The organism is Streptococcus parasanguinis (assembly GCF_000963275.1).
GTDB classification, from domain to species: Bacteria; Bacillota; Bacilli; order Lactobacillales; family Streptococcaceae; genus Streptococcus; species Streptococcus parasanguinis_B.
The window spans coordinates 257,957-279,964 of record NZ_JYOW01000001.1 but is presented as its reverse complement, the minus strand read 5'-3'; the positions used below and the strand labels follow the sequence as shown (position 1 = coordinate 279,964).

Below are 22,008 nucleotides of genomic sequence, written 5' to 3'. Positions count from 1 at the left end.
GTTTCTCCTTAGCGTTGAGATAACTTTTCTTCAATGGTGGCAATCATTTCATCACGTACTTCTTTAACTGGGATTTCAACAATAACAGATCCCAAGAAACCACGCACCACTAAGCGTTCCGCTGTGTGTTGATCCAGACCACGACTCATGAGGTAATACATATCTTCTGGGTCCACTTGACCGATCGATGCAGCATGGCCTGCTGTGACGTCATTTTCATCAATCAAGAGGATTGGGTTGGCATCTGAACGTGCTTGATCCGATAACATCAAGACACGGCTTTCTTGCTGAGCATCTGCTCCTTTAGCCCCCTTGATAATATGACCAATTCCATTGAAGGTCAAGGTTCCTTTTTCAAGAATAACTCCGTGTTGCAAGATATTTCCGATCGAGTTGCAACCAAAGTTGGTCACGCGGGTGTCAATTCCTTGTACCTGACGACCGCTTGATAAGGCAACGACTTTCAAATCTGCATGACTACCGTTTCCAACCAAGTCACTGTCAAAGTCTGCAACCACGTTACCTTCGTTCATAACACCGATAGCCCAATCAATGCTGGCATCCTGACCTAGTTTCCCACGTCGACTGATGTAAGCTGTGACATTTTCACCCAGACGGTCAATCGCCGCAAATTTCACTTGGGCACCTGAGCGGGCGATCACCTCAACCGTCACATTCGCAGTTGCTGTTGCTGAGCCTTCACCTTTTGATTCTAGGCGTTCCAAATAGCTAAACTTGCTGTTTTTGCCTGCGATAATCAAAATGTGCTTATTAAAAGGTACATCACTGTCGCTATCCTGGTAGAAAATACCTTCGATGGGTTCTGAAATTTCGACGTTATCTGGAACATATAGCACAGCCCCACTATTAAAATAAGCCGTGTGGTATGCTGCTAGTTTATCATCGTCGTATTTAACCGAAGACATAAAGTAGTCTTCCACTACCTGAGGAATTTCTTCTAGGGCAGTATGGAAATCTGTAAAAAGAACTCCTTGGTCTGCCAAGGCTTGTGGCACCTGTTCAAATACAGTTTGAGTTCCAACTTGGACCAATTTTAAGTTTGAATCGAGGGCTGTAAAATCGGGAACATTGGCAGAAGCCTCGCTTTCTGTGATCGTCCCATCTCCAAGATTCCAGCGGTGGAATTTGACGCGTTCAATCGCTGGCAATTCCAACTGATCGATCTTGTCAAAAGCTTTTTTTCGTAAATCTTGCAGCCAGCTTGGCTCAGCATGCAGTTCCGAAAAGAGGGTAATATTTTCAATACTCATTTTTTTCTCCTAATAAAGATACTATCTGTTTGATTTTATGACAACATTAGATCACTTGTCATCAGGTTATAGTTCTTCTTTATAGTCGTAACCGAGTTCTTCTGCGAGTTGGGCATATCCTTCACGTTCCAAGCGTGCAGCCAATTCTGGTCCACCTGAAAGCACGACACGACCTTCCATCATCACATGAACGACGTCAGGAGTAATATAGTTCAACAAACGTTGGTAGTGGGTAATGATCATCGCTCCAAAACCTTCACCCCGCATTGCATTAACCCCTTTAGATACGACCTTAAGAGCATCGATATCCAAACCAGAGTCAATTTCGTCCAAAAGGGCAAATGTTGGCTCCAACATCAACAATTGAAGGATTTCATTGCGTTTTTTCTCACCACCAGAGAAGCCTTCGTTCAAATAGCGTTCTGCCATTTCTTCTTTCATGTTGAGCAGTTCCATCTTTTCATCCAATTTTTTGATGAAATCACGAATAGAGATCTTCTCGTCCTCTTCTTTACCAGCATTCATGGCTGCACGTAAAAATTCTGCATTGGTAATTCCTGGGATTTCTGAAGGGTACTGCATAGCAAGGAACAAGCCCATCCGTGCACGTTCGTCTACTTCCAATTCCAAGATGTTGACACCATCAAAGAGAATCTCCCCTTTGGTTACTTCATAATTCGGATTTCCCATAATGGCAGCTGACAGAGTAGATTTCCCTGTTCCGTTTGGTCCCATGATGGCTGCGATCTCACCAGTTTTTAGGGTCAGGTTTACACCTTTTAAAATTTCTTTGCCTTCAATTTCAACGTGAAGGTCTTTAATTTCTAATGTCGACATTGCATTCCCTTTCTTTTTACTTTGAAGTCTAGAAGGTTCTCAAAGCAAAGATTCCTTCATCACAAAGTATTTTTTTACCTTTCAAGTATATCAAAAAAAAGCCCAAATGGCTTTTCTTTTGATTAGAACTATTCTTATTTAGTTTTTTCTTTTCGTTTTTGACGAACTTCCTCCCGGTAGGAAGAATTCCCTATATAGCGCAGAACATTTAACAAAGGACTATGATGTGGACCCAGTACCCCGATCAATTCTGCTAACAACTCTACTCCAAACAAGAGCCCGATCACAAGTAGGACACCCCCAATGCGACTCGAGATGTTGAGCAAGAGAGAAATCAAGGAGAAAATCATCGAAATCCCATAGATCACAAGTACAGTTCCCCGATGTGTCAAGCCCAGAGAAAGAAGTCGGTGGTGCAAGTGATTGCGATCCGGTTTATAAAATTTTTGACCAGATAGGGTCCGACGGATAATGGCTAAAAAGGTATCTGTAATCGGTACTCCGAGGATAATCATTGGTGTGACTACCGCAACAGCTGTCGCATTTTTCAAACCTTGCAAGGACAAGACAGAAATCATAAATCCGATAAACAAGGCACCGGTGTCTCCCAAATAGAGAATGGCCGGATGGTAGTTAAAGGGAAAGAAACCTGCAATGGACGCAACCAAGACAAAGATCGTCATGGTCAGAAAGAGATTGGGTACTGGTAGAAAGAAATAGGACACAATCCCCATTGTCACTAGGGAAATAATAGAGACCCCACTCACCAAGCCATCTAATCCATCAATCAAATTGACCGCATTGGTAATAGAAACAATCCAAATCACCGTCAAAAGGTACGATAGCCATGGTTCAAAATGAAGTAAGGGACCACCGAATGGAATCTTAAAATCATTTAGACGAAAATCTGTCAAAAACCAGACTAGACTCGCTGCCAGCAGGATACCGATCATCTTTTTCTTGGCTGACAACTCTTTTACATCATCGATCAAGCCTGTGAGAGCGATAATCCATCCTGCGCCTACGATCGGCAAGGTATAGGATAGGTAACTTTTGATTGGTGCGGTGGTGGATGTCAGCATAGGAATAAACACAAGAGTCGCAATTGAAAAAGCAATCACGATAGACAGTCCACCCGCGCTTGGCATGGGCTTGGTATTGATCCGACGCGCATTCGGATAATCTACGGCATCAATCTTAAAGGAGAACAAGCGAACCAAGGGCGTCAATACCAAGGCAATCATAAAAGTTCCAATCAGCACCAGAACAAATTGCAAGGAAAAAGACATCATAAGCTAGCAACTTTCTTCAAATTCTCAATCGCACCAGACACCATTAGTAAGTGACCATGTTCCTGCAGAACAGCTCGTGTCACTTCTGAATCATCCGCATACTCCCGAATGATGGCAAGTAACCAGGTTGGATATTGATTTGGTTGATCCTCTGTATCGATCAAGACGGTTAAATAATAATCAGATCCCATTTTGTATAATTCAGAGGTATCCACTGGAAAGCTGACCGTTTTTGAAAAGGCAACTGCTTGCTGGATATTTGAAAAACGCAAAATGTAATAAATATACTGACTTACTGGTGCTTCAGATGTAGGATCTTGTTCTTGATTGTCCCGCAACTCTTCTTGTTCCAAATGGTGAATAGCTTCTGCATCCCCTTTTGTCTTATCAGAGATGGTTTTTTCCAGGGTTTTGATAAATTCATCTGGCGTCATGCGCGACAACTCTTCCATATCAGGAAGATCTGACAAATCCTCAAAATCCAATTGTTGGTCAATTTTTGATTTGGTAACAAAAACATCCAGTTTATCTGGTTTTGGTGTCACACGAAAACTAAGCATCCCGCTATCCAGGAAGCTTTCTGGCATTTCGAGTTCATCCAAAATGGCGTAGAAAAACTCTTCTGTTTTTTCTTGTGGGACAAGGAAATCAGCAATTTCCATCCCACGTTCTTCTAAGTCTTCTAGTTGGATCGTGATCTTAATAGTTGAATCACTAATTTGCTTCATCTTCATAGCATAACCTCATACTTCTAGTCTTACTATTATACTAAAAAATTGGATAGAATTCAAAAAAAGGATGCATAGAAAAGAGGTCGGGACAAAAGTCTCCAACCTCGAAAAATAATTTGATCAAGTTCAACCGTTCTCTTAGAAAATAACACGGAAGAGTCCATACAATAGCAAGATGGAACCAAGAACAATCCGGTATTTCCCAAAGACGGTGAAATCATGATTTTTCACATAATCTGTCAAGAAGCGGATAGCGTACATGCTGACCACAAAGGCCACTCCCATCGCTACCAGTAGAATAAAGAGTTGCCCCAGTGCTAGTGAATGTCCGCCAAGAGCGAATTTTCCAACCTTTAAGAGGCTAGCGCCAAACATGGCTGGGATCCCTAAATAAAAGGTAAATTCTGTCACCACTGGACGACTAACACCATTGATCAAACCACCTACAATCGTAGCACCTGAACGGCTTGTTCCTGGAAATAGCGATAAAACTTGGAAGAGTCCGATATAAAGAGCTGTTCGATAAGGTAGCTTATGCAATTCCGTTACTGCTGGCTCAACTTGTTCCCGTCTTTCCAGATAGATAAAGGCAATCCCGTAGGTGATCAACATAATCGCAACGGAAATCGAATTGTGGAAATGCGCCTCAAACCAATCATCTAATTTAAAAACAAAGACAAGCGGGAGGGTTGCAACCGCAACTTTTGCCCATAATTGCCAAGTTCGACGTACTTCTAGTGGAGATTTCCCAGGTTTGAAGGGATACAATTTATCGAAATAAATCACCACAACCGCTAGGATCGCTCCCAATTGGATCACAACATTGAACATCTCCATAAAGGCTGGATCTTGATTTTTAAACTGCACAAAATCCTGTAACAGAATCAAGTGACCTGTACTTGAGATCGGTAACCATTCTGTAATCCCCTCGACAATCCCAAAAAGAACCGCCTTGATTAATTCGATCAGAAACATCTTTTTCTCCTAAACTTACATTTGCTCTATTATATCATAAATCTATGGACTGGACCAGGCCTTCTAAACTAGAAGGGAAAGAGCGACCAAGACCATTCTTAGTGCTACTTAGAAGGCACCAAAGCCTCCTCCGCCTCCTCCGCCAGAGAAACCTCCTCCACTACCAGAGGAAACTGTGAAATGACTAGCTGTCGATGCTGTCGATCCATAAGTAGACATGGCATGACTTGAGTGGGTCACATCATGATAGAACGGGGTGTAAACGAAGGCGTTTAAGGCTTGATTTTCTAAATGAATATTCCGAAGCTTCATGACCTTTGTGACCTGATCAGCTACACCATACAAGGCCGCATAGACCAATAAGCGATTCCATAGGACCAGAGACTGCAACTCTGCATCGTTGAGGTGGGCAATCTCTTTCAACATCCGACCAAAACTATCCCAGTAATAGCGTTGCTCAGCACCCGCAAGATTGACAACACCATCTCGTAGGCAGGCTTTAAAGACACCATTGAAGCGCACTGGCATAAACCAAAGTATGAGGATCCCTATCAAACAAGGAACAGAGAACCAACCCATCCCAAAGATGGCAAAGATTTCTGCTCCAAGGGCGATAAACCAAGCAGCCCAACCAAAGAAGAGACTTCGTCTAGCTTGCGCTTCTTCTTTTGCTTCTAAAGGGCGATAGTAGCTTGGCAAATGGAGATCTTCCACCTTGCGATGAACATCTCGGGCCACTTGGTTGACAGCCGTATCAAAGCGGCCTTGAGCCCAACTTCCTAGTGAACGAATGGCATCTTGATCTGCTTTTTTGGCATGTTTGTATACATCATCACTAAATTTATAATTCTCAAAGAGACGGTTAACAGGACAGGAAACTTGATCCCCAAAAGCCATATTCATAAAGGAACGTTCAAAATCATCTACATGCCCATGAGACTTTCTGGTCAAAACGACTTCATTTCCTTGTTGCTCGTAGACAATCACTCCACGATCCATCAAATCCAGCAATGTAGCTTGAAGCATTTTTTCAAATGTAAACACCGGCGGAGTTGCCTTCTCTTTATTGGTAGGGGAGGCCTCGTCTAATTCAGCTGAATAAACAACCGAGCTCATGACAAGAGGTGCAATATCCTGTGGAATTTCATAAAGACGAGTATCAGTCGGATAAGTCACACCAGGCCAAATCATTTTTTTGAACCGTTTGCGACCCAAGAGAGAAAGAAGCCAGAGTGCAATCAATAAGGCTGGTAAGATCCAGTTCCAAAACATGCGTGTCCAGTATTTTTCCTGTTCAATTTTAGCTTGGTTCTTGTGAAATTCATCCAATTTGGTCAATCCTGTATTTCGACCAGAATCATACAAGGTAGTTAGGTCTGACTTCAACCAGTAACCATACAACTCCACAGCTTTTCCTTTGCCTAGGTTATAGAAAGTGGCAGAATAGATTCCATCTTCTTTCTTTACAGTCACATCCGGTCCCATAAAGGCTGTATGGATATACAGTTCCGATTGGGCATTGGCTGGTGCAAACTTAGGAATGACACGAAATTGAACTTCGTCCACCTTCTGATCGCCATCCGTAATTGGTTTCCAGTTCAACTGCAAGATATCCTTGTGTGAATAAAGAAGATTTTTTAATTTCCATGTGACTTTTATTTTGACTGTATCTTGCGCTACACCACTGTTATAAATTTTCACTCGGTAGCCATCACCTAGATTCGTAATCTCTGGTTCTCTTTGAAGCTCACGACCTTCCACCTCAACCTTTGGCGGTATCTCAATTGCAAAGCCTTGTGGCATGTTCCCCGCAGTTCCTAGACTGACATACTGCCCTCTATAAGAATCTTTGAAATAATAAACCAGTTCTTCCTCATAGGTGGCGTCGTCCCAGGTGTCCAAGGTCAAGGTTCCACCATAGTAAAGTACATCATAAGATGGGCTAGATGCATGGACGTTCTGACTAACAAAAAGGCAGGCCAGAAAGGCGAAAAAAACATACAAATACTTTTTCATTTGATCACACTCCTTTGTATTATTATAGCATTTTTTAAATAAAAAGAGGACCATGTTTGAAATGCAGCCTATTTTACTGTACAATAGGAGAAGTTAAAATAAGGAAGAGGAGAAAAAATGAAAAAAACATTATTCGCGCTCTTAACAGGGCTTTTCATTTGCCTGGGGATCACACAGGTTGCTCATGCAGATGACTATTTACGAATCGGAATGGAAGCAGCCTACGCTCCTTTCAACTGGACCCAAGAAGATGATGCAAATGGAGCTGTTAAAATTGACGGTACCAATCAATATGCCAATGGGTACGATGTCCAAATCGCCAAAAAAGTTGCTGAGGAGTTAGGTAAAAAACCTCTGATCGTAAAAACATCTTGGAACGGTTTAATTCCAGCCCTCACTTCTGGTAAAATCGATATGATTATCGCTGGGATGAGTCCAACCGCTGAACGTAAAAAAGAGGTCGCCTTCTCCAAGAGCTACTATACCAGTGAACCGGTCATGCTGGTTCGTAAAGATGGAAACTATGCAAATGCTACTACCTTAGATGACTTTAAGGATGCAAAGGTCACCTCTCAACAAGGGGTCTACCTCTATTCTCTCATTTCCCAACTCAAGGGTGCGAAACAAGAAACTGCAATGGGTGATTTTGCCCAGATGCGTCAAGCTTTAGAATCGGGTGTTATTGATGCCTATGTTTCTGAACGTCCCGAAGCCCTAACCGCCGAGTCCGCTAATTCTAAATTTAAGATGATTCAATTCAAAAAAGGATTTGAAGTTGGGGAAGAAGATGCGACTATCGCTATCGGGATGAAGAAGGGTGACACTAGAATTGACCAAGTCAATGTCGCACTAGCTAAGATTTCGTCTGAAGACCAAGTCAAACTCATGGATGATATGATTAAGAAGCAACCAGCTTCCAGTGATGCTAGTGATGATAAGCAGACATTCTTTAGCCAAATGATGAAGATTTTAAAGGATAATGGCCCACAGTTCCTACGGGGAACTGGAATGACCCTCTTAATCTCTATGACTGGAACTATCGCTGGGTTGATTATCGGTTTGTTAATCGGTGTCTTCCGGACAGCTCCGAAGGCTAAAAATAAATTCCTTGCTGGATGCCAAACTGCCTTTGGTTGGTTCCTCAATGTCTACATTGAAATCTTCCGTGGAACTCCGATGATCGTTCAATCCATGGTCATTTTCTACGGTTCCGCCCAAGCCTTCAACATTTCCTTGGATCGTACCTGGGCCGCCATCTTTATCGTATCCATCAATACCGGAGCTTATATGAGTGAGATTGTTCGTGGTGGGATCTTAGCAGTGGATCCAGGTCAGTTTGAAGCAGCGACTGCTCTAGGAATGACCCATGGACAAACCATGCGCAAGGTCGTCCTTCCACAGGTTGTTCGCAATATCTTACCAGCAACAGGGAATGAATTTGTTATTAACATCAAGGATACATCTGTTTTGAATGTTATCTCTGTAGTTGAACTGTACTTTACAGGAAATACGATCGCAACTCAAAACTATCAATACTTCCCAACCTTTACGATCATCGCTGTGATTTACTTCGTTCTCACCTTTACCATCACACGAATTCTTCGCTACATCGAACGTCGCTTAGATTCTGATACTTATACTACAGGTGCCAATCAAATGCAAGTCAATGAGGTGAAATAATGGCAGAAAAAATTCTTGAAATTCAACATTTAAAAAAATCTTATGGTCAAAATGAAGTCTTGAAAGATATTTCCCTTACGGTTGAAAAAGGAGAGGTAATCTCCATCATCGGGAGCTCTGGTAGCGGAAAATCAACCTTCCTTCGCTCCATCAATCTTCTAGAGACTCCTACTGCTGGAGAGATTCTCTATCGTGGGCAAAATGTTCTTGATCCTGACTATGATCTTACCCACTACCGCGAGAAATTAGGGATGGTTTTCCAAAGCTTTAATCTCTTCGAAAATTTAAACGTCTTGGAAAATACGATCGTTGCACAAACAACCGTCCTCAAGCGCGATCGTGAAACTGCTGAGAAAGTTGCCAAAGAAAACCTTGAAAAAGTCGGTATGGGATCTCAATATTGGGCTGCCCGTCCGAAACAACTTTCAGGTGGTCAAAAGCAACGGGTCGCCATCGCACGTGCTCTCTCAATGGATCCTGATGCCATTCTCTTCGATGAACCAACTTCTGCCCTAGACCCAGAAATGGTTGGGGAAGTCTTGAAAATCATGCAGGATCTGGCAAAAGAAGGACTCACCATGATTGTCGTCACCCACGAAATGGAATTTGCCCGCGATGTCTCTAGCCGGGTCATCTTCATGGACAAGGGTGTCATCGCTGAGCAAGGAGATCCAAAAGAAATCTTTAGCAATCCAAAAGAAGAACGGACCAAGGAATTCCTTCAACGCTTCTTACATTAATCTCTTGAAACAGTTTGCTTACCAGTATGGAAGCAAGCTGTTTTTTGTACCGCTTCTGCTTTTGAGGCATAGAAAAAAACCAGAGAACACACTCTCTGGTTTTCAATTGGAACAACAAATTAATCTTCAAATTTTTGATGATTTTTGTCATAAAAATCAATCAATCCAAGTGCCGTTTCAAACGAGATATTCTTCACTTTTGCACGTCCTTGAGCCAAGGCAATGATAGACATTTCACGGGCATTTGTTTCTTTGCTGATACGATATCCCGTAATTTTCTTATCGCGTACCCAACCAACAACTGATTCTACTTTTTCAAAGTTCGATTTGGCCATGATCTTTCTCCTATATTATTATTTCCAATACTAATATAAATTTTTTTGCACATTTTGTCAACTAAAATTGCTGAAAATACGAACCTTTTTTAAAAAATGATAAAAAGTTTACTTTGCTTTCAGGGCTGATAATATTTGTGTACGAATGTTTTCAACGCCATCAGGGTTTGCTGGTAGGAAAATCGTATTATTCCCTTCTTTATCTGCAAAATTATTTAAGGTATCTAAGTACTGGTTGGTTAGGAGAATAGACATGATTTGCTCTTCGGTCAAGTCTACATTCGCACCTTTTAACTCTTTAATAGAGTCTGCCAATCCATCGACAATGGCCTTCCGTTGCTCGGCAATACCAACCCCGTGCAAACGGTCTTTTTCCGCCTCAGCTTCGGCAGCAGTAACGATCTTGATCTTATCTGCTTCTGCCAACTCCTGAGCTGCCACGCGTTTTCTTTGCGCTGCATTGATCTCGTTCATGGATTGTTTCACTTCGGCATCTGGCTCAACTTTGGTGATCAAGGTTTTAACAATAATATATCCATAAGTTGACATTTCTTCTGCCACTTGTTTTTGAACTTCAAGAGCGATTTCATCTTTTTTCTCAAATAATTCATCCAAGGTCAACTTAGGCACAGAAGAACGAAGAGCATCTTCAATGTATGATTTAATCTGTGATTCTGGACGCATGAGTTTGTAGTAGGCATCCTTTACGTTGCTTTCGTTCACTCGGTATTGCGTCGCCACATTCATGGTAACGAACACGTTATCCTGAGTTTTTGTTTCAACCACGATCTCACTCTGCAAGACGCGCAATTGAACTCGTGCGGCAATTTTATCGATGCCAAAAGGCGCTCGCATATGAATGCCACTATCGCTAATTTTTTGATAACGTCCGAAACGCTCGATGATGGCAACTGATTGTTGCTTGACCACATATAGTGAGCTAATCACAATGAATCCTGCAACCATTAGCAAGAATAAAATAAAGATAAAAAATCCAGGCATAAAAAGTTCCTCCTTTTAATTTACGCATATCATATCACAAGTCTTCATAAAAAAGCAATATATTCCATAAAAATATATTGCTTAAATAGTCGATTATTTCTGCATGATACTCAGACCAGCATATTATAGAGAGTTTCATTGCCGTTCAAGTTAATGAAAGACGGATCAAAACGCTCGATACGGTTAACCAAGCCTGCATAGTCATGTTTATTGGCCAAAGTAACCCCAATCAAGACAGGGCCTGTTCCCTTACTAGCACGCTTGATGTATTCAAAACGTGTAATATCATCATTTGGCCCTAAGATATCATTTACAAATTCTCGAAGAGCCCCTGGACGTTGTGGGAAGTTGACGATAAAGTAGTGTTTGACTCCATCGTAGATCAAAGCCCGTTCTTCCATCTCAGGCATACGGTTGATGTCATTATTCCCACCTGAGATAATACAACAAATGGTTTTCCCCTTGATGTATTCGCGCAAGATTTCAAGGGAGGCCACACTGGCCGCTCCTGCTGGTTCAGCTACGATCCCTTGTTTGGAATAAAGATCAATCAAAGTCTCTGAAATCAAGCCTTCATCGACCCCAACCAAAGTTTCCACATGTTGACGGGTCACTTCATAAGTCAATTGTCCCACTTTTTGCACAGCAATCCCGTCTGCAAACTTATCGATTTCTGGCAATTTGACGGGACCACCTGCTTCAAAAGCAGCCTTCATGGAGCGCGCTCCTTCGGCCTCTACCCCAATGACTTCAATCCGAGGATCCGTTTCTTTGATATAGGTAGAAACACCTGAAATGAGGCCTCCTCCACCGACAGGGACAAGGACAGCATCAAAGGCAATCGATTCTTTTCGAGCTTCCTCAAGAATTTCATAGCCCACTGTTCCTTGGCCAGCCTGTACGTGTGGATCATCAAACGGGTCAATAAAGGTCCGCTTTTCTGCAAGAGTAAATTCTTGGGCCGCCTTCGCTGAAGCGTCAAAAGTATCTCCGACCAACTTGATTGTTACATAATCCCCACCAAAGAATCGGACTTGGCCGATCTTTTGTTGCGGTGTTGTAATCGGCATGAAGATGGTTGCTGGAATCTTCATTTCATTACAAGTATAAGCAACCCCTTGCGCATGGTTTCCCGCAGAAGCACACACTACCCCACGCTCACGCTCTTCTTTTGAAAGTTGAGAAATTGCAAAATACGCTCCACGAATCTTGAACGAACGAACACGTTGGGCGTTTTCTTTTTTCAAATAAATCTTTGCCCCATATTTTTCAGATAAATAGTGGTCGTATTCAAGGGGCGTATTGACAACGACTCCACTTAATATTTTATGGGCCTTAGCCACATCTTTTGCTGTTATCATTTCATACCTCTGTTGCTGTGTATTGATCAAAAAAGCAAGCCAGGGTGTCCCAACTTGCTTAGTCTTCTACAGACAATTAGTTGTAGATTTTGAAGGCGTCATCGTCGTTTTGACCAACGAACGGCATCGCTTTACGCAATTCAGCACCAACTTTTTCAATTTCAAGTTCTTCAGCTTGTTTGCGGAAGGCTTTCAAACGTGGGAAACCAGCATCGTGGTCTTCAACGAATTCACGTGCAAATTTACCTGATTGGATATCAGCAAGGGCAGCTTTCATGTTTTCTTTTACTTCTGGACCGATAACACGTGGACCAGTCACGAAATCACCAAATTCTGCAGTATTTGAACATGATTGACGCATTTTCTTGAAGCCACCTTCGTAGATCAAGTCAACGATCAATTTCATTTCGTGAAGGACTTCGAAGTAAGCCAATTCAGGTGCATAACCAGCTTCTGTCAAAACTTCAAATCCAGCTTCGATCAAGCTTGTCAAACCACCCATAAGAACGGCTTGTTCACCAAACAAATCTTCTTCTGTTTCTTCTTTGAAGGTTGTTGAAAGAAGACCAACACGTGCTGAACCAACACCTTTTGCCCAGTCCATTGCGATGTCTTTCGCGTTACCAGTAGCATCTTGGTAGACAGCGTAAAGTGCTGGTACACCAAATCCTTCAGTGTAAGTACGACGTACCAAGTGACCTGGTCCTTTTGGTGCAACCATGAAGACATCTACGTCTTCAGGAGCTTTGATGTAACCAAAGTGGATATTGAAACCATGGGCAAAACCAAGAGCTTTACCAGCGCTCAAGTTTGGAGCGATTTCATCTTTGTAGATATCTTTTTGGATTTCGTCTGGTGCCAAGATCATGATGATATCAGCCAATTTAGTTGCTTCTGCAACTGGGTAAGCTTCAAATCCATCTTCTTTTGCTTTATCGAATGATTTACCAGGACGCACACCGATGATGACATCATGACCTGAATCACGCAAGTTTTGTGCGTGTGCATGACCTTGTGAACCATAACCGATAACGGCGATTTTTTTACCATCAAGTGCTGGTACTTTAACGTCTTTTTCGTATTCCATTTGAACTGCCATAAGTAAAATCTCTTTTCTATTATATTATTTGCCTTTTTAAGGCGGGGTTAACAATGTTAAGGTGAGAATTAATCTCGAGTAAATCCGGTTGCACCGGTGCGGGCGATGTTTTTAATCCCATAAGGTCGAATAACACGAATGAGGGCTTCGCTCTTTTCTGCATTTCCCGTCATTTGAACGGTGATAGAGCTTGGGGCTACATCGACCACGGTCGCACGGAAAGGTTGAATAATGGCCAAGATTTCTGCTCGCTTCTCAGCAGGTGCAGAAACTTTCACCAGGATCACTTCGCGCTCCAAGTGTGGTTTATCAGTGATATCCCGGACACGGATCACATCCACTTGGCGGTTGAGCTGTTTGATGATTTGCTCTACTTCATCATGCGAAGCAACATCAATGATAATGGTAATCCGCGATACATTAGGGTTTTCTGTTGCGCCAACAGAGATGCTTTCGATATTGACTTGACGTCTCGACAAGACTCCAGTAAAGCGGTTCAGAACACCTGAGCGGTTTTGAAGTTTGGCTGTTAACATTCTACGCATTAAACTTCACCCCCAACATCTCATGATTACTCTTACCAGCTGGTACCATCGGCAAGACATGCTCTTTCCGAGAAATGTCTACTTCGATGAACATTGGTACATCTTCTGTGATGACTTCCAAATCCTTCTCAAGAGTTTCAGGATTATCAAATTTATAATTCTTGATCCCGTAAGCTTGCGCCATCAATTGGAAATCTGGAAGGCTATCAAAGACTGACTCTGACGTCCGACCATCATAGAAGGCTTCTTGCCATTGACGGACCATTCCAAGCGAGTGGTTGTTGAGCATAACGACCTTGATCGGAACCTTATAAATATTTAAGATTGCCAATTCTTGATTGGTCATTTGGAAACCACCATCTCCGACAAAGAGAACAACTTCTTTATCTGGATTGGCAATTTTCGCTCCGATAGCTGCAGGAACACCGAATCCCATCGTTCCTAGACCACCAGATGTTACCAATTGGCGCTCATTTTGGTAAGGATAGTATTGAGCTGCCCACATTTGGTGTTGTCCAACGTCTGTGACGACAATAGCGTCTCCCTTGGTCAACTCTCCAATGCGTTCAATCACAGCTTGTGGTTGCACAACCCGTTCCTTCTTATCGTAAGAACGAACCCGGTTCTTATCTTGGGTCACCTTTTCGATCCACTTTTCAGTGTTATTATGAACCGTTGGCTCTGCTAGCAACTGTTGCAAGGCTTTCTTTGCATCGCCAACGACAGGAATGTCGACAGCAATGATCTTACCAATCTCTGCAGGATCAATGTCGATATGGGCAACCTTAGCATTTTTAGCGAAAGTCTTTGGATTCCCTGTCAAACGGTCGTCAAATCGACAACCAACACTGATCATGAAATCCGTCTCTGTCATAGCGATATTGGCCGCGAAGGATCCATGCATGCCTCCCATCCCTAGGAAAAGAGGATGACTGGTTGCAATCGTTCCTTGGCCTAACAGACTGGTCACTACCGGAATTTGATAGCGCTCTGCTAGAGCAATCAACTCTTTTGCAGCTCCAGCGTAACTCACCCCACCACCAGCAAGAAGAACTGGTTTTTTAGCCTTACTCAATTGCTTCAAAATCTTTTTGATCTGCAATTCATTGGGTTCAATGGTAGGCTGGTAGCTTGGAAGCTTCACACTTGGTTCATAGATAAAATCTGTCTCTAAAGCAGACACATCCTTTGGAAGGTCAATTACCACAGGGCCAGGACGGCCGGTCGTCGCAATATGGACAGCTTCTGTGATAATTCGTGGAATATCTGCCGTCTCACGTACTTGATAGTTGTACTTGGTGATGGGCATGGTAATTCCCACGATATCCGCTTCTTGAAAGGCGTCTTTCCCGATCCCAGCACGATTGACTTGACCAGTGAAGACTAATAGGGGAACGCTATCGCTCATGGCATCTGCAATCCCTGTAATGGCATTGGTCGCCCCCGGTCCACTAGTGACGACTGCGACACCCAGCTTTCCAGTTGATTTGGCGTAGCCTTCAGCCTCATGCAAGCATCCTTGTTCATGACGACCCAAGATATGCTGGATACCCTCAAAGCTATAGATGGCATCGTATAAAGGCAAAACCGCTCCACCAGGATAACCAAAAATCGTGTCAATGCCCAAATCACGCAGGGTTTCAAGAACGAGCTCTGAACCGGTTTTTGCAGTTTCTAAGGTAATTTTCTCCATGTCTCTCCTTTCCAGTACTTTGTATATCAAATTAGCATGCTACTATCATACCATTTTTAGAAAATATTTCAAGGAAAAATAGTAAATTTTCTGAATTTTCTATCCAAATCCGAAGAATGAGAGTTTTTCTAAAAATGCTAGGTCTATCACAAAAAAGAGGCTGGGACATGTACTGACCCCAAAAAGTTAGACAATTAATTTAAGCAAAGGATTTAGTTCTGTATTGTACAGGACTAAGTCCTTTTAGTTTTACCTTAATTCGTTTGTTGTTGTAGTAATCAATATAGTCGACAATAGCTTGTTCCAAGTGCTCAAGTGACTGAAACGTATTCTCATAACCATAAAACATTTCAGACTTAAGAATGCCAAAGAAAGATTCCATCATACCGTTATCTGGGCTATTTCCCTTACGTGACATAGATGGTTGGATTCCCTTATTCTTTAAAAAATGATGATAGAAATCGTGTTGGTATTGCCATCCTTGGTCACTATGGAGAATTGTATTTTCGTAATGGTTCGCTGTAAAGGCTTGTTCTAGCATAGCTTTCATTTGTACTAAGTTCGGCGAAGTAGAAAGATTGTAGGAGATAACTTCGCTGTTAAAGCCATCTAAAACTGGTGATAAATAAAGCTTTTGGCTGCTTGCTGGAATGGCAAATTCTGTCACATCTGTGTAGCACTTTTGCATTGGTTTGGTTGCTTCAAATTGACGTTGAATAAGGTTATCTGCTTTCTTGCCAACCTCTCCTTGGTATGAAGAATACTTCCGTTTACGGCGAATTCGAGCCGTTAAACCAAGTACTTTCATAAGACGCTGCACCTTCTTATGGTTCACTACGAAGCCACGATTTCGTAATTCTAGAGTCATGCGACGATAGCCGTAATTTCCTTTATGCTCAGTATAAATTGACTGAATTTCAGCTTTAACTTGATCATCCTTATCGCTTTGATCCAGCTGTTTTAAGTGATAATAATAAGTTGAACGGGCAAGCTTAATAATCTTTAGAAGGATATCTAAAGAAAACTCTGCTACCAATCCTTGAACAATTTTCGTTTTTCTTCTTGCTCTTTTTCCTCCTTCAATCGGAGTTCTCTCAACTTTTTTAGAACAGCATTCTCCGCTCTCAGGTATTCATTTTCTGCTTGAAGACGTTCTAACTCTGTCATTTCTTCAGGTTTCTTCTTTGGCTTGCGTCCCATTTTAGGTGCTCTCCCTCTTGTTTTCTCAACAATAGTATACCCATTTTTCTTGTATTGTGCCAGCCAATTTGGAAGCATTCCTTGGTTTGGGAGAGCATAATCTAGAGACACCCTTATTTGTGAACGACCTTCAAGCAGAACTTTATCAATAATTTCTCGTTTTAATTTAGGAGAATAATAACGATTCTTCCCCTTTTTGACGAACTCTATACCGTAACGATCAATCAATTTAATCATGTACCTAAGATTAGGAATATTTATCCCGAATATATTTGAAAGCTCTTTGAAGCTTCGCCCTTGTTTTCTAAGTTCATATATTTGAACCTTATCCTTATATGTCAATTTCATAATAAAAACACCCCAAAAGTTAGATTTTTTCTGTCTAACTTTTGGGGTGCGGTTCAACAAAAGTCCTAGCCTCTTTTTTGTTTTTGGATTGTCGAGCAAGACGCAGTGGTTGAGTGGGCTCTACTACGCTGATTTCATCAGCTTTTACAGCCCTACTCAACTGTGCGGAGGTGGGACGACGAAATCGAATTCTAACGAATTACCGATTTCTGTCCCACTCTCTTTTCTTCCTTATAACCAACCCTTTTCTTGGGCAATTTTTGCCGCCTCGGTCCGGTTTTCCGCATCCAACTTGGTCAGAATGGCTGACATATAATTGCGGATGGTCCCGTTTGAGAGAAATAAGCGATCAGCAATTTCTTGGTTAGAAGCCCCTTTTGCGACTTCTTTTAGAACTGCCTTTTCTTGAGGGCTTAGAGGATTGGGATGGGTCAAAATCCCTTCCATTAATTCAGGCGAATATTCTTTTTGCCCTGCTAAAACGGTATGCAGAGTGGCCATCAAATCCGTAATGCGGCGTTCTTTTAAGACATAGGCATCGACTCCAGCCTTGAGGGCCCGCTCAAAATAGCCCGGTCGCTTAAAGGTGGTAACGATGACGACCTTGAGCTGGGGTTGTTGACTTTTAGTCCATTCCAACACTTCTAACCCAGTTTTGATGGGCATTTCGATATCTAAAATCGCAATATCGACTGGATGTGTTTCGAGTAAACGAATGGCCTCTTGCCCATCGCCAGCCTGCAAGACATCTTCCACATCCTCTTGTAGGAGCAAGAGCTGGCAGAGCGCATCGCGTAACATACTTTGGTCTTCAGCAACTAATAAGCGCATCTTATTTCCTTTCTTGATAGGGGATCCGTATTTCTATGCGGGTTGGCTTGTGACGACGACTGATCTCTAACTCTCCTCTCAACAAGGCAATCCGTTCGCGGATCGAGTGCAGATCCTTATCGGAAACTTTACTAAAGCCGATGCCATTGTCTTCTGCAACCATTTCTACACCTGTCTCGGTGGAGCAATAAGAGAGAAAGGCCTGCGTCGCTTTGGCATGTTTGATCATATTGGTGGCTAATTCCAGAGACACCATGGCTAGAGCAGATTCTAGGATCGGCGAGATGCTGGCTGTATCAAGCTCGTTCTGAATCTCCACTTTGATTTGAGCTACTTCCAGCATTTGCTTGACGGTTTCTAGCTCTCTTGCCAGGGTTCGCTGCTTCAAATTCTCCACAATCTCACGGACTTGGTGCATGGACTCTTGACTGATGGCTTGAATCTCTTGCACCTGCTCCTGGGCCTTCTCAACCTGACCCAATGCCAAGAATTGATCAGCTAGGTCCGCCTTGACACTCAGCATGGCAAAGGTGTGTCCTAGACTGTCATGCAGATCACGGCCAATCCGATGGCGCTCGTTTTCTGCCAGCAAGAGATTGATCTGGGCGTTTTGCTTGGCATGGTCAACTTTCAACTCTTCCATCATCTCCATCCGAACCATACTAAAGGTCATAACCGCGATAAACAAAGAGACGATCAGGACAAAAAGCCAATCATTTTCTCTCATCTCCCTATTAAATAATAGAGCTCCAAAAAGGATCAGTAGTGATCCAACAGCCGTCCAAAGAAAGGGCGAGCGAAAATCGCGAATCCCAAAACGATAGATCAAAATATTGCTCACATAATAGTAAAACCAACAAAAGCTAGTTCCAACAAAAAAGGTATTTCCTGCAATATAAAATAGAAGATAAATCCAAAAAAGCCAGGTCAGTTTCTTATTTTCAGTAATGAGGATTCCTAGATAGCTTATCATAAAGAAGATGGCTAAAAAGAAATGCCACCAGGGAATCTGCCCTAAGAAAATAGAAGCAAAGGGAAAGGCCATAAAGATTAAGCCTACATAAAACATATGGTGAATATGTTTGAGTTTTTCAATCATGAACGAACCTCAGAATGACGACGATAGACGATAACAAGGGCAAACAAGACCAGGGTAAACAAAGCTAAATAAAGACTAGCAAAGCCATTGACCTGTCCCTTGTTTAAAAAGGTTTTGATCAGTTCCATCAATTGATAGGTTGGTAGGCATTTGCCAATGGCTTGCATCCATTCTGGAAATAGGCTAATGGGCATCCATAGTCCACCCATAACAGCCAGCCCCATGTAAAGGAGATTGCCCACAACAGACATCAATTGACTGGAAGGAAGCAGGGTCAAAACTAGACCGAGAGCTACAAAAGCTAGACTTCCTAGGATGAGAATAAAGGCCGACAAGACCCAATCCTGTAGGGACATATTCACATGCCGCACCACATGTCCCACGGTAAAGACAACTCCAATCGATAGGAGAAAATCGACAAAGAGACCGACAACCTTTATTAAATAATATTCTACCATAGATACCGGAGTATGGCGCAATACTTTTTGCCAATTGTTGAGTCGATCGGTTTCAAGAACAGTTGGAAAAGAAAAGATAGCCGTAGACATCATGGAAAAAGCCGTCATGGACAAAAGATAATCCCTCATAAAGTGAGCGGGTGCCCCTGGCGTGTCCTGGTACATCCCTGAAAAGAAGAGATAAAAGGCCGTGGGCATCCCAATTGATAACAAGTAATAAATAGCTTGGCGACTGGTCAAATGCCACTCAACCACGCCGAGAGCTTTCATGCGTTTCATCTTCTCTACCTACTTCCTTTGTATTTTCAAAAATAGAATCCAATAAACTTCGATTGCTTACTTCGATTTCTTGGATCGAACATCCTTCTTCTTGCAAGCGAGTCCACAAACGATTGGCGTCGCGTGTCACAACCTGAAGAGCATCGGGTTTAATGACCACTTGACCAATGCCTTCCATCTCTGCCACTAGAGCTTGATAACGCAAAGGCAGGGTGAAATGTTTTTCTACCTCTTCGCTTCTCATAGCGAGAGGTGTCGTATCCCGAAGCAAACGGCCCTGATGCAAGACCAGGATCCGATCAGCTGTATGTTCTACTTCCTCGATGTAATGCGAAGAATAGACAATGGTCACGCCTTCTTCCTTTAAATGCCCGACGATCTCCCAAAAGCGTTGGCGGGTGGAAGTATCCATTCCAGCAGTTGGCTCGTCCAAAAACAAAAGACTGGGACGACCAATCAAGGTTAGAACAAAAGATAAGAGACGCTTTTGACCACCAGACAACTTACTAGCCAATTGCTTCTTTTGTTCTGAGCTAAAACGTAATAAATCATCAATTTCTTCCCCTGTTAAGGGATTAGGATAAATAGAGCGAAAGAAGTTGATCAGTTCCTGCACGGTTAACTTTTGAACGATAGCATTCTCTTGAGGGAGATAGGACACACTAGCCTTTAACTGAGGATGACCAGGTGCCTTCCCCTCTACTTCAATAGTTCCAGAAGTCGCCTTCATATCTCCCAGCAGACAGTTCATCAAGGTTGTTTTCCCAGCTCCGTTTGGCCCAATCAAGGCCAGGCAATCCCCCCGTTCCACTGTGAAAGAAAGATCTTCTAGGATCACCTTTCCTTTGATACTTTTGTTCAAGTTCTCTACTCTAATGACACTCATGAGACTCTCCTTTCAACCAAATCTGGCCAGCTGGAATGATGACATAGACGACCAAGGTCACTCCCCAAACCGTTTGGAAAAACCAGCTAGGAAAATGGGCAGAAAACCAGCCCGTCATCATCTCAGTTGCCCAAAGGAGCAAACACAAAACAGCTACCAATCCAATTTCAAGTTTCTTTTTCATTGCTCCATCTCCTTTTTAACAGCCTTGATCATTTTCAATCCTTCTTGAACCGCCCAGCTCATGATGCCAATCCCAGCAAATAATTCCCAAGGAAAATGGTAATAGAGACTATCATCCTTTGAAAAGATCAAATAGACGACCATCCCCACCACTGTTAACGTAAACACTTTATAGAACCATTGTTTCATTTTTCCTTACCTCTTACTTTCTGACTTTATTATATGAAAAGGAAGAAGAGGCAACTAGATGATTTTGTCACTGGCTCACATGACAAAAGTCACTAAAAAAAGCCAAGTGACTCCACTCGACTTTTTCTATTCTTCTTACTGGCCTTCTTCTTTCATGCCATGCAATTTCAAGGCCTTCACCAAGGCATCCGCCTTCATGTTTTTCAAATCATTGAGACCAGCATCTTTGAAGTAAGAAATTTCTTCTAGAGACTTGGCATCAATTTGGTTGAGGTCAATCACACTGGTTGAGAGCAATTTCTTTTCTGGTGTGACTGTGTATTCCAAACTAAAACCGGGAACGGTTTTTAGTTTCTTATAGTCTTCATTTTGCTCCAGCAAAGCTTGAATAGCTGCTGTGAGCTCTTCAGGTGACTTTTCTGCTGCGATGGTCCCAAGTTGTTGGGGCAGATTGGCCGTCACTTCGATGCGAAGGTTTTCAACCTTATCTCCCTTAGACTTGATGATATCCCGGTGTTTTGTTCCATTGATATCTCCTACTAAGGTTGTGGTTTTTTCTTCATTTTTTACTTCTTTTTTAACAGTGGAACTGCTAGATGAGCTAGCGGTTGTAATTTTCTTTGTTTGGGATTGCGAACAACCAGTCAATACCAAAATGGCTAGCCCAAGGGTTACAAAAAATTTCTTCATTTTTATAACTCTCCTTTCACATACTGATACCAGTATAACATATCGCGTCTTTCTTGTCTAAAAACTCCACTTCTCAAACCATTTCCCCCTCTTTTCAAGCTCTTCAATTTGAATAAAAATCTGATGAATATGAGACTTTTTGCAGAAACTCCTTTTTCTCACGAATAAAGCCTCAGTGGACGGTTCACTTCAGTCTCAATCCCTCTGAATCACGCCGATTTCATAGGAATCTCCTCGTTTTTCTATATACAAAAAAGGTTCCGAAAGG

Annotated in this window: 22 protein-coding genes; 2 read left to right on the top strand and 20 right to left on the bottom strand. The window is 42.3% G+C overall.

Annotation, left to right across the window (positions count from 1 at the left end; genetic code table 11):
• Positions 1–8: 8 nt before the first annotated feature.
• The 6 genes from sufD to TZ97_RS01350 all read right to left on the bottom strand — a co-directional run bounded on the left by sufD (position 9) and on the right by TZ97_RS01350 (position 7,122).
• A complete protein-coding gene (sufD, locus tag TZ97_RS01375) occupies positions 9–1,271 on the bottom strand; it encodes a Fe-S cluster assembly protein SufD (RefSeq protein WP_003004052.1) in 1,263 nt (420 codons plus the stop codon).
• Positions 1,272–1,337: 66 nt separating this feature from the next.
• The gene (gene sufC / locus TZ97_RS01370) at positions 1,338–2,108 is read right to left on the bottom strand and encodes a Fe-S cluster assembly ATPase SufC (protein WP_003004238.1); all 771 of its coding nucleotides are present in this window, start codon (positions 2,106–2,108) and stop codon (positions 1,338–1,340) included.
• A 134-nt stretch (positions 2,109–2,242) separates the two neighbouring features.
• Positions 2,243–3,400: a glycosyltransferase family 4 protein gene (locus TZ97_RS01365; protein ID WP_045759138.1), complete on the bottom strand. Its 1,158-nt coding sequence runs from the start codon at positions 3,398–3,400 to the stop codon at positions 2,243–2,245.
• Positions 3,397–4,134 carry an adaptor protein MecA gene (gene mecA / locus TZ97_RS01360; protein WP_003004768.1) on the bottom strand — a complete coding sequence of 246 codons (738 nt, stop codon included), beginning with the start codon at positions 4,132–4,134 and terminating at the stop codon, positions 3,397–3,399. Before mecA ends, TZ97_RS01365 begins: the two co-directional genes overlap by 4 nt.
• 135 nt (positions 4,135–4,269) lie before the next feature.
• The gene (locus TZ97_RS01355; protein ID WP_013904699.1) at positions 4,270–5,106 is read right to left on the bottom strand and encodes an undecaprenyl-diphosphate phosphatase; all 837 of its coding nucleotides are present in this window, start codon (positions 5,104–5,106) and stop codon (positions 4,270–4,272) included.
• A gap of 108 nt (positions 5,107–5,214) precedes the next feature.
• Positions 5,215–7,122 carry a DUF2207 domain-containing protein gene (locus tag TZ97_RS01350; RefSeq protein ID WP_045759137.1) on the bottom strand — a complete coding sequence of 636 codons (1,908 nt, stop codon included), beginning with the start codon at positions 7,120–7,122 and terminating at the stop codon, positions 5,215–5,217.
• A gap of 117 nt (positions 7,123–7,239) precedes the next feature.
• On the opposite strand from TZ97_RS01350, the gene TZ97_RS01345 reads away from it, so the two are divergent.
• A complete protein-coding gene (locus tag TZ97_RS01345) occupies positions 7,240–8,802 on the top strand; it encodes an ABC transporter substrate-binding protein/permease (RefSeq protein ID WP_045759136.1) in 1,563 nt (520 codons plus the stop codon).
• Positions 8,802–9,542: an amino acid ABC transporter ATP-binding protein gene (locus tag TZ97_RS01340; protein ID WP_045759135.1), complete on the top strand. Its 741-nt coding sequence runs from the start codon at positions 8,802–8,804 to the stop codon at positions 9,540–9,542. The genes TZ97_RS01345 and TZ97_RS01340 overlap by 1 nt, the downstream gene beginning before the upstream one ends.
• A gap of 119 nt (positions 9,543–9,661) precedes the next feature.
• On the opposite strand, the gene TZ97_RS01335 is transcribed toward TZ97_RS01340, so the two are convergent.
• The 14 genes from TZ97_RS01335 to TZ97_RS01265 form a co-directional block, all read right to left on the bottom strand.
• The gene (locus tag TZ97_RS01335) at positions 9,662–9,877 is read right to left on the bottom strand and encodes a capsule biosynthesis transcriptional regulator (protein ID WP_003004771.1); all 216 of its coding nucleotides are present in this window, start codon (positions 9,875–9,877) and stop codon (positions 9,662–9,664) included.
• Between the two features lie 108 nt (positions 9,878–9,985).
• The gene (locus TZ97_RS01330; protein WP_003010253.1) at positions 9,986–10,879 is read right to left on the bottom strand and encodes an SPFH domain-containing protein; all 894 of its coding nucleotides are present in this window, start codon (positions 10,877–10,879) and stop codon (positions 9,986–9,988) included.
• Between the two features lie 110 nt (positions 10,880–10,989).
• Positions 10,990–12,240: a threonine ammonia-lyase IlvA gene (ilvA, locus tag TZ97_RS01325; protein WP_045759134.1), complete on the bottom strand. Its 1,251-nt coding sequence runs from the start codon at positions 12,238–12,240 to the stop codon at positions 10,990–10,992.
• A 76-nt stretch (positions 12,241–12,316) separates the two neighbouring features.
• A complete protein-coding gene (gene ilvC / locus TZ97_RS01320; RefSeq protein WP_003004157.1) occupies positions 12,317–13,339 on the bottom strand; it encodes a ketol-acid reductoisomerase in 1,023 nt (340 codons plus the stop codon).
• Positions 13,340–13,407: 68 nt separating this feature from the next.
• On the bottom strand, positions 13,408–13,884 hold the full coding sequence (gene ilvN, locus TZ97_RS01315) for an acetolactate synthase small subunit (protein ID WP_003010242.1): 477 nt from the start codon (positions 13,882–13,884) through the stop codon (positions 13,408–13,410).
• Positions 13,877–15,577 (bottom strand): acetolactate synthase large subunit, encoded by a 1,701-nt coding sequence (locus TZ97_RS01310; protein ID WP_003004603.1) that lies wholly within the window; start codon positions 15,575–15,577, stop codon positions 13,877–13,879. Before TZ97_RS01310 ends, ilvN begins: the two co-directional genes overlap by 8 nt.
• 199 nt (positions 15,578–15,776) lie before the next feature.
• Positions 15,777–17,125 (bottom strand): IS3 family transposase gene (locus TZ97_RS10110; protein WP_152620226.1). Its coding sequence is split into 2 segments (ribosomal slippage): positions 15,777–16,675 and positions 16,675–17,125, totalling 1,350 coding nucleotides; the frame shifts between segments, so codons are not numbered across the junction.
• Positions 17,126–17,356: 231 nt separating this feature from the next.
• A complete protein-coding gene (locus TZ97_RS01295; RefSeq protein ID WP_045759132.1) occupies positions 17,357–17,956 on the bottom strand; it encodes a response regulator transcription factor in 600 nt (199 codons plus the stop codon).
• Between the two features lies 1 nt (position 17,957).
• Positions 17,958–19,055, bottom strand: coding sequence for a sensor histidine kinase (locus TZ97_RS01290; protein ID WP_045759131.1), 1,098 nt, complete (start codon positions 19,053–19,055; stop codon positions 17,958–17,960).
• Positions 19,052–19,792 carry an ABC transporter permease gene (locus tag TZ97_RS01285; protein WP_045759130.1) on the bottom strand — a complete coding sequence of 247 codons (741 nt, stop codon included), beginning with the start codon at positions 19,790–19,792 and terminating at the stop codon, positions 19,052–19,054. The genes TZ97_RS01290 and TZ97_RS01285 overlap by 4 nt, the downstream gene beginning before the upstream one ends.
• Positions 19,761–20,678, bottom strand: a complete 918-nt coding sequence (locus tag TZ97_RS01280; protein WP_045759129.1) for an ABC transporter ATP-binding protein — start codon at positions 20,676–20,678, stop codon at positions 19,761–19,763. The genes TZ97_RS01285 and TZ97_RS01280 overlap by 32 nt, the downstream gene beginning before the upstream one ends.
• Positions 20,665–20,862 (bottom strand): hypothetical protein, encoded by a 198-nt coding sequence (locus TZ97_RS01275; protein ID WP_031576466.1) that lies wholly within the window; start codon positions 20,860–20,862, stop codon positions 20,665–20,667. Before TZ97_RS01275 ends, TZ97_RS01280 begins: the two co-directional genes overlap by 14 nt.
• Positions 20,859–21,050, bottom strand: a complete 192-nt coding sequence (locus TZ97_RS01270; protein ID WP_014712940.1) for a hypothetical protein — start codon at positions 21,048–21,050, stop codon at positions 20,859–20,861. Before TZ97_RS01270 ends, TZ97_RS01275 begins: the two co-directional genes overlap by 4 nt.
• A 135-nt stretch (positions 21,051–21,185) precedes the next feature.
• Positions 21,186–21,740: an SP0191 family lipoprotein gene (locus TZ97_RS01265; protein ID WP_045759128.1), complete on the bottom strand. Its 555-nt coding sequence runs from the start codon at positions 21,738–21,740 to the stop codon at positions 21,186–21,188.
• Positions 21,741–22,008 lie beyond the last annotated feature (268 nt).